This window comes from Indiicoccus explosivorum (assembly GCF_002167005.1).
In the GTDB taxonomy this organism is placed as follows: Bacteria; Bacillota; Bacilli; order Bacillales_A; family Planococcaceae; genus Indiicoccus; species Indiicoccus explosivorum.
The window spans coordinates 1-14,025 of sequence record NZ_NHTN01000009.1 but is presented as its reverse complement, the minus strand read 5'-3'; the positions used below and the strand labels follow the sequence as shown (position 1 = coordinate 14,025).

The following is a 14,025-nucleotide window of genomic DNA, read 5'->3' as shown; positions in this document are numbered from 1 at the left end:
GGAAATGAAGGCGGGTCGCCTCCTTTATTAGTTTCAGAATAGCACGGAAGCCTACTGGTGTCTCTAGCTGGAAAATGGGAATTACATGGAATAAACCCCGTTTTCCTCCAGCATGTATGTTAAACTGTAACTTAATGACAGACAATTCCGTCGAATAAAACAAGATCGCTCATAGACGGATTGCGGGAAGTGAAAAAGGAGGGAGCCGGCATGAGGAAAATCGCAGGAATCGTCGCGCTGATTGCCGTCATTGTGATATTAGCGGCGTTCGCTTACCCCCGGACTGACCGCTATCAGATTGCCGAAGCGGCAAAAGGTGTTTTTGACCACGCCATTGAAGGTGAGTACGCAGAAGCGGCGGAATACGTCTACTTCTTCGATGGGCCGACGGATGTGGAACCGTCGATCAGCCAAGCGCAAGGGAAAGCGCTCTGGATCGAGCGGATCCGCGCGCTGGAGGAGGAAGGCATCTCTTTGGCAGGTTACGAAGACCTGTCGATCGAAAGGGATGACGGCATTCTGAAAGCGACAGTCGATTTGATCATCGAAATGGATGGAGGACAAACCGTAAGAGAAAATGTGAACTTGATGTTCGCAGAGAGGAACGGGGACTGGAAACTGCAGCACTTGGAAGAACTGAGAAATGACGCTGTGGAAGCGTGGGAACAGGCGTTGAGCGGGCACGTCCAGCGCACGGCCGAAGCCGGATGATCGAGGAGGACCAGATGAAAAAATGGCTGGCAATCATTTTGATGGGCACTCTGCTTGCGGCATGTTCGGGAGAAGACGTAACGCGGATCACGGTGACGGAAGTCAGGACCGGGGAGACCGCAGTGGTCATCGATGAAACGTATATCAGCGAAATTGAGGAGATCGTCACGGAAACGGAGTGGACCGAAGAAGATCCGGAATTGGGGGATGAACCGCCCGATTATGAAGTGACGCTGTTCACTGAAGTGGACGAAAATATGCCCGAGCGGCTGGACGATTACGGTGTCTGGCTGACCTATAAAGGGATGGACGGTCCGGGCATCATCGTCGATGAAAAGACCGGGAAGTCCGCCGTGCTGACACAAGGGCAAGAACAGACATTCCATGACGCGTACAATGCTTCTGAGGACCCTTTTGAAGATTCGGATGCTGAGACCGGAACCGCCGAATGAGACGGGGAGTGGAAGTGGAAAGGCTGGCTCGGAGAAGCACAGGAGGAGGCTTCTGTCATGTCAAATAAACTGAAATCAGCAGGGGTGCTTCTGTTATCACTGTGGATAATGGCTGGATGCAGTCCGGAGCAGACAGCAGAAGAGACTGCTGAACACAGAGAGGCCCGCCAAGCCGCCTGGAATTTTGTGCAGGAAATGGGCTGGGCCGGGACACTGGACGAATCATCGTGGGAAACGGCTGCGGTGGAGAGGATTGTGGCGCCGGACTATTACGAATATGTGGATGCCAGCTTTGAAGGTGAGGAAGTGTTGCTGATCACATTCCCGGAAGAAGGAGAGCCGGTTGCATCGGTCACTCATTTTCTCGTGGACAAGGAGACGAACGAAGTGGTCGGATTTTTGCCGGGGGCATGATGCGTTGTCCTTGAAGATGAATGCCATATAAAGGGATGAACGGTCCGGGCATCATTGTCGATGAAAAGACCGGGAAGTCCGCCGTGCTGACCCAAGGGCAAGAACAGACATTCTGTGACGCGTACAATGCTTCTGAGGCAATTGACAGATGGAACTCATTCTTCCAGTACCACGACTTCAAATTTCATATGATCTAAATCCCAAAGGTCTTTATCTATGTTGCTATAAATCGCAACCTGAACCTTCTGCCCGGCTTCGTATGAATCACTGTCGCTTACAGGAATCTCATAAACGGCTTCACTGCTGCCTCTCTGCTCTCCTTTTCCTGTAATCACAATAAATTCATTATCAAAGAGAAATTTTTCATCCACTCTGATTTCTTCGATTGTGCCAGTTATCGTGGAATCCAGCGAGTAAGGCTGCCAGAAATAATTCTTTGCTAATAAGAGAAGGATAATAGAAACCAGAACAGCTATCACGATATTCTTTGCCACAGTCCCATACCTCCTTATTCGTCTAATTTCCATTAATTATACAAGAAAATGGTAAACTGGATAGCAATTGCTTATCTTTTTGGTGTATATAACAAAAACTCAGAGCGGGAGGGCGACCAATTGAAGAAAAGAAACGGTTTACTGTTCTTGGTTCCGTTGCTCATTGCCGGTGCGTGTTCTTCCGAAGGTTCCGGAGTGGTCGACAGTTTCGAAGATCAGGTGGATGAAGAACTCGGGACGGAGGTTTTCATCCCGGAGTTCGAGGAGTATCCGATTACTTCTGCGGAGATCCAGACTGTGCCGCTGGCCGGCACAAAGGAATTGTTGGTGACGTATTCAGGCGAAAAGGGCGAGTTGAAAAGTGACGAGTATATTGCCAATCATGAAGAGGCGGTCGGGTCGGAAGTTCTGTATGGGATTTACGAAGGGGAACCATTTCTGTTCCGGATCGGCTATGACGGTTTCGAAGCGATGAGCGGTGACGGAAGCACAGAAACGGTCGAAATCAATGGAGTGGACGTTCGGTATATGGAAGCGGAAGATAACGGAAAAGAGTTCCTGGCGGCTTTTTTCAATACAGCAGAGGGTTCGTATTCGATCGAATTCGCTTTGAACGAGGAACTCACTCGCGAAAAAGCGTTTGATATCATCGGGACAGTAATAGAAGGCGCGGATATTTAGCTCAGATGCTCAAGGGGCGGCTCCTTCCTTGATTTCCATAAAGAACCGGCAGTGCGGGAATATGTTGATCTGGCTGCCCTTATACCGTCCTTGAATCCGGCATCGCCTCGCAGAGCCTGTCCACTCGGCAATCGGCATCCGAGAGAAGGGATTCCAATCAAACACAGCGAAACAGTATTTTATACATAAAGAAGCGAGGGGAAGTCTATGGTAGGGGCTCGGATGGGATGGGCAGTGTCAATTGTTTTAATGCTATCGTTCGGGATTCTGTGGATTGCTTACAGCGACCTGAAAAGCGATTATCAATTGGAAGTCGGTGAGAATTACTATGATTTCCATTCAGGAGTACGGAGTGAATTTCAAATGATGGAACAAATTCTGACGCTTGAAAAGTCCTTGGTGGATGGAGACGGAGATTTACAAGCTTTTCTTGAGGATAAAAATGAATGGATAATAGGAATAAGCCCTTTGGTGGATGTGGGGATGCCGGAAACTGAATTAAGCAAGCTGGCGGAATACCGTTCGAATAGTATAGAAGCGATTGTGGAATTCCAAAGGACTGGAAAAATCAGCGAAGTGAAAGCATTGGAAGAGAATTTATCCGCCTATAAACAGCAGTTCCAGAAATGGGCGGAAGAAGTAAATGAATGTGCTCATATTGGTGCATTCTGTGCAGGATACGGTTCAGGGGCTTATCAGTAAAATAAGTTTTTTCACTCGGCAGACCGGTCGCTGAGCAAATAATAATAGTTTTCAATGATGGGCTGAATATCAGGTTTTGTGGAATAGTAAACATCATTCACGGAGCTTGGTGTGAACCGGAATGTCTCTTCATCGCCTTCATACAGTTCAACTGCGTATAGATAACCTTCCCGAGCTTCCTGGTTTTGTTCCGGGATGAACTGGATGTCTTCAATGTCATTCATGAAAGCGTCAATCACTTCAGAATCACTGGAGCGGACTTCTTCGCCGGTGCGGCCATCGATGATTGCTATTTCCGTGACACTTTCAGCTTCCTTTCCGTAAAAATCGGAAAACGCGGCTGTATCCGGACGGCAGGCAGTCAGCAAAACCAAAAGTAACACGAGAGATGGTGCCACCGCGAATTTCCCCAAATTCTTCACCCTTTCTTCGTGTTCTCTTTAACGCGGTTATCGAAACAGCCATATCCTGTTTGAACAAAATTACGGCTTAGAACAGGAAAGGAAGCAATGTTCGATTGCTTTTCCCCTTATCTGTTTGATTCCAAAATGCACAGAAGAGGACCTGCCATGTGCTCTCGGATTAAGAGCCATGTCAGGTCTTCTTCCGCTTGAAGACAAGGAACCCCACCGCGATCATAGTGAAAAACACTGCCACACTGCCAAAGAACAGCATCCCCTCCGACTGAATGCCGGCAGTATGGAGGTCTGCGGGATCGACATCCTCCAGCGGGATTTCCTCTTTATCTCCGTAGTACTCCTCTGCGATCGCCGTATCCTGCGTGGTCGGCGAGCAAAGCGGGTGCACCCAGTCGCCGCCTTCTTCCCGGAGATAATACAGGTATTCCGCATTCAGCCGGCTGCGTCCCCATTCAGCGTCCTCTTCAACGACAATAATCTCTTTATCGACGCCCTTGAAGCTCGTTTCCACATCGACCATCAGCATCCGCTCCCGGTTGCCCTCCCGGATGCCTGTCACCGTCCCGATCACCACGCCATCATACTCTTCGAAAGCGAGATCGGGCGGAGGCGGTTCCACGCACGACAGCGCGAGACCTCTCGTCGGCAATAAAACAAGTGAAAGCAAGACCAGCACAGCCATCATTCTCTTCATCCCTTTTCCTCCTCCCATAGCGACTTTATTTTCCCTCGTTGGATCAGCGGCACTGTTAATGAGTTAGTCGGTTCAGCATCCAAAAAGTTACAGGTTTTATTGAGATGAATCGGATCCCCTGCTGAACAGCCATCCTATAGCCTTTAAACGGAATCCGGAGCGGCCGGCGAATGGACGTAAAGAAAATCGGCCGCGCTTACCGGAGCAAAAATTCAAAAAATCAATTGCGTTGACATTCTCGAATATTCTTTATAATATACGGGTATAGGGTATATAATTAAGCGTAATTATAGAAACCATCGGAGACAAGAATACAGTGTAGAAAAAGTATCGAAGCAAGGCTTTTTATTTTTAAATTTTACATACCCCCCAGTGGTATAAAAGGGAGGATGACTGCAGAGGAGGCTGAAGGCGTAATGGGACGAAGGTGAAACAACTTAAGAGGAGAGCCAAAAGCAAGGCGAACTCCAACGGAATAGAATCGAGAGCGTCCACGGCTATGAAAAAATCTATTTAAGGGGTGAATCTAATGACAAAGCATGAAGGCAATCTCCATTATCACGACCATGCGCACCACAGCAGCGATCCAGAGCCTCGGCATTACAATGAATCGACTGTGCAGGAAGAGCAGGAACAGCATGGTCATACAAATCACGAAGAACACGCATACCATGGGCATGAAGGTCACGACAAACACGCAGCTGCTGGCCATGGAAGCCACGGCGGTCACGGACATCACGGTCACGGAGACATGGTGGCGGATTTCAAGAAACGCTTCTATATTTCCCTGATCCTCACTCTCCCGATTCTCGCGCTGTCGCCGATGATCCAGCATTTCATGGGCGTCGACTGGCGGTTCGACAATGACCTGTATATTTTGTTTGCCTTATCCACTGTCGTCTTCTTTTATGGCGGCTGGCCGTTCCTGACCGGGGGGATCGCAGAGCTGAAAGACAGAAATCCGGGCATGATGACGCTGATCGCGCTGGCGATTTCCATCGCTTACGGTTACAGTACCCTGGTCGTTTTCGGCTGGAATGGCAATCAGCTGTTCTGGGAACTCGCCACACTGGTGGTCATCATGCTGCTGGGGCACTGGATTGAAATGCGTTCCATTATGGGCGCCTCCAATGCACTGGAGCAGCTGGTGAAACTGATGCCGAGCGAAGCCCATAAACTGGATGAACACGGCAATGTCACGGACGTGCCGCTGGCTGATATCCGGAATAAAGACCGGGTGCTCGTGAAACCGGGTGAGAAGATTCCGGTCGATGGCATCATTGCGGAAGGGAAGTCGGCGATCGACGAATCGATGCTGACAGGTGAATCCATCCCGGTTGAAAAAGAAGCGGGCAGTGAAGTCATCGGCGGATCTGTGAATAAAGAAGGTTCCCTTATCATCGAAGTCGAGAAAACAGGGGAAGAATCTTATTTGTCCCAAGTGATCACCATGGTGAAAGAAGCCCAGGAATCGAAGTCCCGAACGCAGGACCTGACAAACCGTGCGGCCAAATGGTTATTCTATCTGGCGCTCGTCGCCGGATTCACCACGCTGTTCGCCTGGCTGGCACTCGGCTATCCGTTCGATGTCGCCATTGAACGGATGGTGACGGTCATGGTCATCACGTGCCCGCATGCTTTAGGGCTCGCCGCCCCGCTGGTCGTCGCCGTCTCCACTTCGATTTCGGCCAAACAGGGGCTGCTGATCCGGAACCGGGCGGATTTTGAGGGCGCACGGAATCTGAATGCGGTCGTGTTTGATAAAACCGGAACACTGACGAAAGGTGAGTTCGGTGTCACGGACATCGTTTCCGAAAGCCATTACACCGACGAAGAAGTGCTGCAGCTGGCAGCAGCTATCGAGCAGAACTCCGAACACCCGATTGCGGCAGGCATCGTCGCCTCTGCCAAAGAAAAAGGCATCCCCATTGGCCGGGCCACCGATTTTGAATCCATCACAGGCAAAGGCATCGAGGGCAAAGTGGATGGCCGAAAAGTGAACGTGGTCAGTCCGGGTTATGTGGAAAGCCATAAACTGAGTTATGACCGGGGTTTATTCAATAAATTATCGGAAGAAGGGAAGACGGTCGTCTTCGTCCTCGTGGAAGACCGCCTTGCCGGAATGGTCGCCTTGGCGGATATTGTGCGGGATGCCGCAAAAGAGGCCGTGACCGCCCTGAAAGCGAAAGGCATCCAGTCGATTATGCTGACAGGCGATAACAAAAAGGTGGCCAACTGGGTGGCGGCGCAACTGGATATTGATGACGTGTACGCTGAAGTGCTGCCGGATGACAAAGCCAGCCAGATCAAGAACATCAAAGCAAAAGGCTGGAGAGTCGCGATGACAGGGGACGGCGTGAACGATGCGCCGGCGCTGGCGACCGCTGACTTGGGGATCGCCATAGGGACAGGTACGGATGTGGCGATGGAAACAGCCGATGTCGTGCTCGTGAAAAGCAATCCGAATGACGTCGTAGCCCTGATCGACCTTTCGAAAAAGACGTACCGGAAAATGGTCCAGAACCTGTGGTGGGCGACCGGCTATAATATCTTTGCCATTCCGTTGGCTGCCGGCGTATTAGCGCCTTGGGGAATAGTGGTAAGCCCCGCCATCGGTGCGGTTTTCATGAGTCTGAGTACGATCATTGTGGCGATAAATGCGAAGTTGTTGAAGGCATAAGAGATACAGACAAGAAAAGGTCCGCTGGTAAGAGTTTTCTTTCCAGCGGACCTTTTTGGCATAAAGAGAACATACGAGTGATGGAGGTCAAACTCAACTATTATTGAAGTTCAGTTTATTGTGTTCAGCTGAGCGATTTTTCTCTTTTCACTAGTTTTTCATTTTTAATCGTCTGTTTAAAAGATTGTTTAATAGAGGGGTTATCCAACATAAGCTGCATTAATCTTGCTGCAGATCCGTTAGGGAAAGAACGTCCAATTTCCCACGCCTCTACTGTGCGTGTTGATACACCGAGAACATCGCCAAACGTTTTTTGAGTAGCACCGAGATCTTTTCTTAGTTCTTTGATGGAGGTAAGATCGATTTGGGGAAGATCGCGCAGTCTATAAGTAACGACCTCGACGTGTTCTGTATTGCCCTCGGCATACTGATTTAACTGACTGACACTCTCTTCAAGTAAGTTTTCAAAATCCATTTTGTTTGAATTCATTCTAAACACCGCCCTCTTACTTATTTCGCTTCAATTCTTTCACTCTGTTTTTGATAATGCTTTTTTCCCTATCAGTAAGTGTTTCTATATCTGATTTCTTATAAATAAGCAGCATTGCATAGACTCGTCGACCATACTTGCAATAAATGATTCGATATCCGCCACTTTTCCCGACATTGTCACTCGAACTGTCAAATCGAAGTTTTATGGCGCCTCCAGTATCAGCAATGATATCTCCCAAGACGTTACTTGGATCCGTGTTATTTTCTTCGTATTCCCGGACTTGTCTTTCAAATCTCTCTTTATCTTTTTCCGATAATCCGTAATGTTCCCAGATTTTATTGAAAGCTTCTGTATAAATAAACACCAGTTTGACATCTTCATTGTACTTTCGTTTTCCCGCTCTTCCCGCTCCAATTCCGTGACTTGTATAGATTCATTTTATACGATTATATCGTAGTAATCAAGGGGTGGCTTTGGTAATATGCTTACAGTAACAAAATGGAGACAGTACATTCTCTGAGTGCTAAAAGTGAAATCCGCTCGCAAAAGCGTACTCTATACAAACGGTTTAAAACAACTGAAAACCCAGCCCCTTGCTGTCAAGGAGGCTGGGTTTATTTTTGAGCTCAATAATGTTTCCGTGACTCCGCCGGTTTCGCAGGAAGCAGCTGAAACGGCGGCCGGCTGTCCGCCAATTGGCCAGCCGGCTCGTCCTCTTTTTCATCCGATTCCATAGCATCCCGTGTTACCGCTTCTTCCGCAAGGACAGCTTCCAGACTCACGACCATGCATTTCACCGCGAAAATGAGCAGGGTGAGCATGATGATCGGCAAGGCGGAAAGCCAGGGGTAGGTCGTATACAGGTAATCCCACCACATGCCGAGCAGGCCGCTCCACTCATTCGAGACGGAAATTTCCCGGCCGATTCCGAACAGATCTTGTTTTGAGGTGACGCCGCCGATGAAGATAGCCAGCACACCGAGATGGGCCATGAGGAGAAGCGTCTGGATGAATTCCCGCATGCCGACCAGAAAGACTTGCGGGACGATGAACGGTTTCATGTGACGGGTCAGGATGCGCCATTTCCCGGCGCCAAGGGTAATGGAGCTGGCGATGAATTCCTTTTTGTAGATCCGCTTCATTTCATTGGCGATCAGGACCGCGTTGGCGGGAATGAAGACGACCGACAGAACCGCGATGTAGATGAACACCGCTGGCCACATGTCGGGTCCCGGATTCCTGGTGAGCACGCCCGTCGACGTATCCATGACGGCGGTCGGCCGGATCCAGTAAAGCAGCAGGAATGCGAACAGCGTCATCGGAAAGTAATTGATGGCGTCCGCGGCATTTTTCAGCGGCTTCTGCAGAAACGGCACAAAGTAATGGAGGCCGATAGCGACGAATACAGCAGGGACGACCCGGACGAACGCGATCACGATTCCCGCCAGGATGGTGTACTTCGCGCCGGTGAACAGGACGAAAGCGACGTTCCGTCCGAACGTATCCGAACCGAGCGGCGGAAAAACAGTGCCGTCGTAGGGTGGCGGCAGCGGATCGCCGTTCTCGAATTGAAGTGGGACATGCGGGATATGATCTCCGAAGAACAGATAATAGCCCATGCTGCTCAAAAACAGTAACGTGACCGCCGTGAAGCCGGCGAGGAACAATTTTTTCCTGAACAGTTGCTGGATGATCGTCATCTCACCACTCCAATCGCTGGCCGGTCGACCGGCCGATGAGTCCGGTGACAATGGCGTAGAGTAAGAAAATCGGCACGTAAAATGCAATCAGCGAAACAGCGATCACATCCGGTTCCGGAAAGCGGATCAAGTATGTAAAAATACCCGGGATGTTGAAGATGCGCTCGAATATGACCATGGACGACAGCAGCAGAAGCAGAATCGCTTTGCTGTGGGTGAAGAGGCTCGGCGCGATATTGCGAAGGATATGCCGGTAGAAAATATAACTCTCCGTAAACCCTTTGCTCCGGATCAGATCGATGTACGGCTCCTTGAACTCGTCATTGACGAGGTAAAGTGTGACTTTGTAGAACATGAGCGACGGGATGAGCGACAGCGCGATGATCGGCAGGATGTAAGTGGGATCCGACGCGGTGGCAGCGACCGAAAACAGCAGGACGCCGGTCTCCCGCATGATGTAAAGCGCCCCTCCCTGGATGATCATGATGATGAGGAGGTCCGGTGTGGATTCGAGCAGCGCCGCCGTCCGGGTGATGCGCCTCCGGATTCCGTCGGGAAGAAGAATCGTCAGGTAAGTGAGCAGCAGGCTGAGAAACAGGGAAAGGAACAGTGCCGGCAGGAAAATGGCCAGCGAATAACTGTAGACGTCCCAGAAATCCTGAAAAAAGGGATACTCTTTCCCGGACAATGTGGTGACCGTCAGTTTCTCCGGATGTACGAACGCGACGAGAATGGACCGGACCTGTTCGGTATAGAGTTCCCATTCGGGGCGTGCGCCGCCGCGGAACAAGCCGGTTAAAGCACTCAATAAAATCAAGCCGATCGAGACGAACAGAAATTTAATCGGAATTGACAGCAGTTCTTTCACATCAATCCTCCTTCAGTTTATATTAATGAGGAGAAATCCTTTTGTATGTTTTTAAAGGAAAAATATGTATAAAATCATTATTGCACAAATTAGGGATAACAGTAAAAGGAAATCCAACTTAGTATGCTACCTATCTGCAAGTGAATCGGTGATCATTTATGGCAAGAATATATTCCCTCGAAAAACGATTCATCTGCATTCCCCCTGTTACTGATCAGCCAGAAACGCCTCGGCTTCCTCCATATCGGTCGTCTGCAGCACAATTTCTTCCGTATCCATGATCAGCACGGCAGGTGTTTCCTCAATGGCTAAGCTTTCGTACTCCGATGGTTTCGCGATGGTCGCTTCATCGAGAATGCCGCGGACTGTCGCTGTGCTGACCACCTGATCGATGATCTCGCTTCTTTCTTCTGTCGATACCGTTTCATCGACGATCAGAAGAATGCTGTACTCGCCTTCTTCAGAGGACAGCAGCTGCGGCGGCGCGAATCGGCCCTCTTCCGGTTCGGCACATCCGCTCAGCAGCACAGCGGCCAGCATCAAAAGGAAAAGGCTTCTGATTGTCCGGTTCATACGATCACCTTCTTTTCAGTAAGGTTATAATTGATTTTCATTTCCACTGTCAGTGCCCAGGTTTCTTTTTTTATTTATTATACCGTAAATTCAGACTAATCAGGAAGTAGCTGTAAATCGATACCATTTACATTCGCCGGAGTGGTACGATGGGAATAAAGGAGGCGAACAGCGTGAAGCGGCATAGATTCATACCACCGACCGATTATTATGATGAGAGGGTGGCTCCCATCGATGAAGAACTCTGCCGCCTGATCCGGCAGCGGAAGGACCAGGCGGCCGGAAGTTCGGGGTTCCCTTCGCCCGGGTATATCGGGGAATGGGCGGAAACCTACGGCTTTTATCCGGATTTCCTGAACAGCATCTTTGCCCATCTTTTGAATGAAGAGGCGTACCGGCCGGTCGTCGAGCCGAAAGGGTTTGTCGGGAACTTGCCGGTCATGAAGTCGTTCGAGAAAGGGGAATCGTTCTTTTCGGTCCCGTTCATCCGCCAGTTCGAAAATGCGAGCGTCGTCCACTTCCATATGGACCGGGTGCTGCCGGATGAAGCGGCAGGACCGCATGAAAGGGAGCATACCTTCTTTAATTTGGAAGTGCAGTCGGAAGGAAGGGAATATGATTGCCGGAACGACGGAGGAAGCGGTTCCCAAGGGCATTTCGCGTACACGTACGTCGTTTCACCGGCGCTGCCGGAAGACGGTTCCGGATACCGGCTGATTTTCAGGGAAGTTGAAACGCCCTATCAGAAACCGACGGGGTTCGAAGTCGAGCTGTAGAGGATTGGAATTGGAGGGATACGATGCTGAGCTACAGGAATTCCACGGCGGATGTGAAGGCGAGCGGGACGGATACGGCGGTCATCCCAATCGGCGCGACCGAGCAATTCGGCCCTCATCTGCCGATGCACATCGATTCGCTGATTGTCGGGCAATGCGCGGAAGCTTACGGGAAAGCGCTCGGCGCCTATGTGCTGCCCATCCTGCCGTTCAATACGTCGGAAGAGCACGCCAGTCTCAAGGGGACGGTCACCATCAGTCCCGCGGTGATTATGAGTTTATTGGAAGAAGTGGTGGTGAACCTGAACCGGCAGGGGTTCCGGAAATTCGTGATCTGCAACGGGCACGGCGGCGCGTACTGGGAGCCGGCGTTCGTGAAGCAGATGAACTACAAGTATCCGGACATGCTGGTTGCGGCGCTGCACTACCGGGACCGGGAAGCGCAGGCGGCCGGGAAGAAAGCGGCCGGACTGGAAGAGCTGAAGGAAATGCACGGGGGCCTTCTGTCCGTCTGCACGGCGATGTGGCTGTGTCCGGAGCTCATGACGCTGGAATCGATGGGGTCGGATGTGCCGGATGAACACCTCAAATTCATCGATGCGGTCCCGTGGGAGAAACTGACGGAAAACGGCAGCGGCAACTGGGGGAAGTTCACAGCCGGCGAGTATACAAAAGAGGAACTGGCGGAAAAAGGGGAAGCGTTTTGGACCGCTTTTCTCAATAAAAAATGCGACGGGCTGAAGGAATTCATCGAGGAAGCGTACCGACGGAAAATGGAATGAAAAAAGCGGAACCGACAGGTGATGAGGGAATGTCATTTGTATTCAAAGCACTGGACCACGTGCAGCTCGCGGCCCCTAAAGGGAGCGAAGAGGAAGCACGGGCCTTTTTTGGCGGCATTTTAGGGTTCGAGGAAGTGGAGAAGCCGGAAGCGCTGAGAAAGCGCGGCGGCGTCTGGTTCAAGTCAGGCAGCTGCCAAATCCATATCGGCGTGGAAGAACCGTTTGTGCCGGCGAAGAAAGCGCACCCGGCGTTCGAAGTCGGGAACTTGGAAGCGCTGAAAAGCCATTGCCGGGACCACGGTGTGGAAGTCACGGAAGATAATAATTTGCCGGGCGCAGACCGGTTTTATGTGGCCGATCCTTTCGGAAATCGCATCGAGCTGCTGGAGTGGCACAGGAAGTGAGCAGGAAGAAGAGCCCGGAGAGAACAGTAAGTCTCTTCGGGCTTTTTGCGTTCAGGAGTGACCGGGGTTCACCGCGCTGCCGGTCCGTTTGACCGTATACCGCACTTCCGCAAACTGCCCGAACCGGCCGATGCCGGTCAGTTCCAGGCGGCTGTCATAATCACCGGGCGGAAAGAGCGGAATGCCGCGGCCGATGAGCGCTGGGGCAAGCTGGATGATGAATTCATCGACGAGCTGCGCTTCCAGGAGCGGACGAAGGATCTGTCCGCCGCCGACTATCCAGATATCCTTGCCTGGTTCCGATTTCAGTCTGCGGACGAACTCGGCGATGTCGTCATTCACGAATTCCACCGGCCTGTCCTGTCCTGTGCGCGTGCGGGAGAACACGTATCGCTTCCTCCCGTCGTCGGGGATGCCGTCCGGAGAAAGAATCAGCACTTGATCATACGTTTCCCGTCCCATGATCTCCGTGTCTACGGTCCGAATAAATTCAGGGTAGGTGCTTTCTTCTTCGCCTTCCGTCCCGATCAGCCAGTCCAGCGAGTGATTGTCGCGCGCAAGATATCCGTCCACTGTCACCGCACCGTAAAATACGGCTTTTCGCTGATTGCTCATTCCGGTTTCCTCCATGATTCGTATTTTTTCGCCAGTGCTGCCGCCGCTTAATTGCCCACCAGCACGTAGACATTTCCATCCGGCGCACGCATGACGGCGGCATGGCCACCAAGGGCATTGGAGAAAGGCTCCCGGATCCATGTGACTTCCTGATTCGTTTTCAGCGCTGTATATAGTTCGTTTACATCTTCGACCATTATTTCCGTTTCCGCAAATTTCAGGTCCGGATTGTTCTTCAGCACAAGCTCCGCTCCGCCTGCAGGGAACCGCATGCCGACGAGCCGCCATTTCTGTTCCGCGTCCTGGAAGGTATCCCATACTTTTGTCAGTCCGACCGTCTCGTAGAACTGGATCGATTTTTCAATATCTTCCGTATGTACAGCAACGCATTCGATGTGTTTCCACATAAATCTTCTCCCCTTAATAAGAACGTGTGTTTTGTTTTATCGTAGCGGAAAAAAGGGCGGCAGGCAATAAGGGGGAGTGTTGAGACCGGGATAAAATGTTTTGAGACGCGGATAAGAGGCTTTGAGCCCGGGATAAGCGGGGGCGAGACCGAGATAAAGC

The 14,025-nt window shown here is 50.9% G+C and carries 19 protein-coding genes; 9 read left to right on the top strand and 10 right to left on the bottom strand.

Going from position 1 to position 14,025, the window contains the following annotated elements; genetic code table 11:
* Positions 1-210: 210 nt before the first annotated feature.
* Genes CCE92_RS02915 through CCE92_RS02905 form a run of 3 tightly spaced genes read left to right on the top strand, consistent with a single transcriptional unit; the run spans position 211 to position 1,577 of the window.
* Complete coding sequence (locus CCE92_RS02915; protein WP_088006030.1) at positions 211-711, top strand: hypothetical protein; 501 nt, start codon at positions 211-213, stop codon at positions 709-711.
* A gap of 14 nt (positions 712-725) precedes the next feature.
* Positions 726-1,163 (top strand): putative periplasmic lipoprotein, encoded by a 438-nt coding sequence (locus tag CCE92_RS02910; protein ID WP_088006029.1) that lies wholly within the window; start codon positions 726-728, stop codon positions 1,161-1,163.
* Positions 1,164-1,220: 57 nt separating this feature from the next.
* Positions 1,221-1,577: a hypothetical protein gene (locus CCE92_RS02905; protein ID WP_088006028.1), complete on the top strand. Its 357-nt coding sequence runs from the start codon at positions 1,221-1,223 to the stop codon at positions 1,575-1,577.
* Between the two features lie 155 nt (positions 1,578-1,732).
* Here CCE92_RS02905 and CCE92_RS02900 read toward each other — a convergent pair whose 3' ends face one another.
* Complete coding sequence (locus tag CCE92_RS02900) at positions 1,733-2,071, bottom strand: hypothetical protein (protein ID WP_088006027.1); 339 nt, start codon at positions 2,069-2,071, stop codon at positions 1,733-1,735.
* Between the two features lie 120 nt (positions 2,072-2,191).
* Here CCE92_RS02900 and CCE92_RS02895 point away from each other — a divergent pair, with 120 nt between their 5' ends.
* Positions 2,192-2,752, top strand: coding sequence for a hypothetical protein (locus CCE92_RS02895; protein ID WP_088006026.1), 561 nt, complete (start codon positions 2,192-2,194; stop codon positions 2,750-2,752).
* 222 nt (positions 2,753-2,974) lie between these two features.
* Positions 2,975-3,454: a hypothetical protein gene (locus CCE92_RS02890; RefSeq protein ID WP_088006025.1), complete on the top strand. Its 480-nt coding sequence runs from the start codon at positions 2,975-2,977 to the stop codon at positions 3,452-3,454.
* A gap of 11 nt (positions 3,455-3,465) precedes the next feature.
* Here CCE92_RS02890 and CCE92_RS02885 read toward each other — a convergent pair whose 3' ends face one another.
* On the bottom strand, positions 3,466-3,867 hold the full coding sequence (locus CCE92_RS02885) for a hypothetical protein (RefSeq protein WP_088006024.1): 402 nt from the start codon (positions 3,865-3,867) through the stop codon (positions 3,466-3,468).
* A gap of 181 nt (positions 3,868-4,048) precedes the next feature.
* Positions 4,049-4,567, bottom strand: a complete 519-nt coding sequence (locus CCE92_RS02880; protein WP_088006023.1) for a hypothetical protein — start codon at positions 4,565-4,567, stop codon at positions 4,049-4,051.
* A gap of 529 nt (positions 4,568-5,096) precedes the next feature.
* Here CCE92_RS02880 and CCE92_RS02875 point away from each other — a divergent pair.
* Positions 5,097-7,247, top strand: a complete 2,151-nt coding sequence (locus CCE92_RS02875; protein WP_164474935.1) for a heavy metal translocating P-type ATPase — start codon at positions 5,097-5,099, stop codon at positions 7,245-7,247.
* Positions 7,248-7,371: 124 nt separating this feature from the next.
* Here CCE92_RS02875 and CCE92_RS02870 read toward each other — a convergent pair whose 3' ends face one another.
* The 5 genes from CCE92_RS02870 to CCE92_RS02850 all read right to left on the bottom strand — a co-directional run bounded on the left by CCE92_RS02870 (position 7,372) and on the right by CCE92_RS02850 (position 10,881).
* On the bottom strand, positions 7,372-7,737 hold the full coding sequence (locus CCE92_RS02870) for a helix-turn-helix domain-containing protein (protein ID WP_088006022.1): 366 nt from the start codon (positions 7,735-7,737) through the stop codon (positions 7,372-7,374).
* 16 nt (positions 7,738-7,753) lie between these two features.
* Positions 7,754-8,104, bottom strand: a complete 351-nt coding sequence (locus tag CCE92_RS02865; RefSeq protein ID WP_088006021.1) for a type II toxin-antitoxin system RelE/ParE family toxin — start codon at positions 8,102-8,104, stop codon at positions 7,754-7,756.
* Between the two features lie 262 nt (positions 8,105-8,366).
* Entirely contained in the window at positions 8,367-9,440 is a 1,074-nt protein-coding gene (locus CCE92_RS02860) for an ABC transporter permease subunit (RefSeq protein ID WP_088006020.1), read from the bottom strand.
* Position 9,441: 1 nt separating this feature from the next.
* Entirely contained in the window at positions 9,442-10,308 is an 867-nt protein-coding gene (locus CCE92_RS02855; RefSeq protein WP_088006019.1) for an ABC transporter permease subunit, read from the bottom strand.
* Between the two features lie 207 nt (positions 10,309-10,515).
* Complete coding sequence (locus CCE92_RS02850) at positions 10,516-10,881, bottom strand: hypothetical protein (RefSeq protein ID WP_088006018.1); 366 nt, start codon at positions 10,879-10,881, stop codon at positions 10,516-10,518.
* A 173-nt stretch (positions 10,882-11,054) separates the two neighbouring features.
* Between CCE92_RS02850 and CCE92_RS02845 the strand changes: the two genes are divergently transcribed.
* From CCE92_RS02845 to CCE92_RS02835, 3 genes are read left to right on the top strand one after another with little or no spacing between them, the layout of a single operon-like run.
* On the top strand, positions 11,055-11,657 hold the full coding sequence (locus tag CCE92_RS02845; RefSeq protein WP_241535844.1) for a hypothetical protein: 603 nt from the start codon (positions 11,055-11,057) through the stop codon (positions 11,655-11,657).
* A gap of 23 nt (positions 11,658-11,680) precedes the next feature.
* Positions 11,681-12,439 (top strand): creatininase family protein, encoded by a 759-nt coding sequence (locus CCE92_RS02840; protein WP_088006016.1) that lies wholly within the window; start codon positions 11,681-11,683, stop codon positions 12,437-12,439.
* Positions 12,440-12,468: 29 nt separating this feature from the next.
* A complete protein-coding gene (locus tag CCE92_RS02835) occupies positions 12,469-12,843 on the top strand; it encodes a VOC family protein (RefSeq protein WP_088006108.1) in 375 nt (124 codons plus the stop codon).
* Between the two features lie 51 nt (positions 12,844-12,894).
* Here the strand turns inward: CCE92_RS02835 and CCE92_RS02830 are convergent, their stop codons facing one another.
* Together CCE92_RS02830 and CCE92_RS02825 are read right to left on the bottom strand one after the other, a co-directional pair.
* Positions 12,895-13,458: a dihydrofolate reductase family protein gene (locus CCE92_RS02830; RefSeq protein WP_088006015.1), complete on the bottom strand. Its 564-nt coding sequence runs from the start codon at positions 13,456-13,458 to the stop codon at positions 12,895-12,897.
* Between the two features lie 47 nt (positions 13,459-13,505).
* The gene (locus CCE92_RS02825) at positions 13,506-13,865 is read right to left on the bottom strand and encodes a VOC family protein (protein ID WP_088006014.1); all 360 of its coding nucleotides are present in this window, start codon (positions 13,863-13,865) and stop codon (positions 13,506-13,508) included.
* Between the last annotated feature and the right edge of the window lie 160 nt (positions 13,866-14,025).

Coding starts and splice junctions, on each gene's coding strand:
- CCE92_RS02915 (WP_088006030.1), top strand. CDS start 211: ATGAGGAAAATCGCAGGAATCGTCGCGCTGATTGCCGTCATTGTGATA.
- CCE92_RS02910 (WP_088006029.1), top strand. CDS start 726: ATGAAAAAATGGCTGGCAATCATTTTGATGGGCACTCTGCTTGCGGCA.
- CCE92_RS02905 (WP_088006028.1), top strand. CDS start 1,221: ATGTCAAATAAACTGAAATCAGCAGGGGTGCTTCTGTTATCACTGTGG.
- CCE92_RS02890 (WP_088006025.1), top strand. CDS start 2,975: ATGGGATGGGCAGTGTCAATTGTTTTAATGCTATCGTTCGGGATTCTG.
- CCE92_RS02880 (WP_088006023.1), bottom strand. CDS start 4,567: ATGAAGAGAATGATGGCTGTGCTGGTCTTGCTTTCACTTGTTTTATTG.
- CCE92_RS02875 (WP_164474935.1), top strand. CDS start 5,097: ATGACAAAGCATGAAGGCAATCTCCATTATCACGACCATGCGCACCAC.
- CCE92_RS02870 (WP_088006022.1), bottom strand. CDS start 7,737: ATGAATTCAAACAAAATGGATTTTGAAAACTTACTTGAAGAGAGTGTC.
- CCE92_RS02860 (WP_088006020.1), bottom strand. CDS start 9,440: ATGACGATCATCCAGCAACTGTTCAGGAAAAAATTGTTCCTCGCCGGC.
- CCE92_RS02850 (WP_088006018.1), bottom strand. CDS start 10,881: ATGAACCGGACAATCAGAAGCCTTTTCCTTTTGATGCTGGCCGCTGTG.
- CCE92_RS02840 (WP_088006016.1), top strand. CDS start 11,681: ATGCTGAGCTACAGGAATTCCACGGCGGATGTGAAGGCGAGCGGGACG.
- CCE92_RS02835 (WP_088006108.1), top strand. CDS start 12,469: ATGTCATTTGTATTCAAAGCACTGGACCACGTGCAGCTCGCGGCCCCT.
- CCE92_RS02830 (WP_088006015.1), bottom strand. CDS start 13,458: ATGAGCAATCAGCGAAAAGCCGTATTTTACGGTGCGGTGACAGTGGAC.
- CCE92_RS02825 (WP_088006014.1), bottom strand. CDS start 13,865: ATGTGGAAACACATCGAATGCGTTGCTGTACATACGGAAGATATTGAA.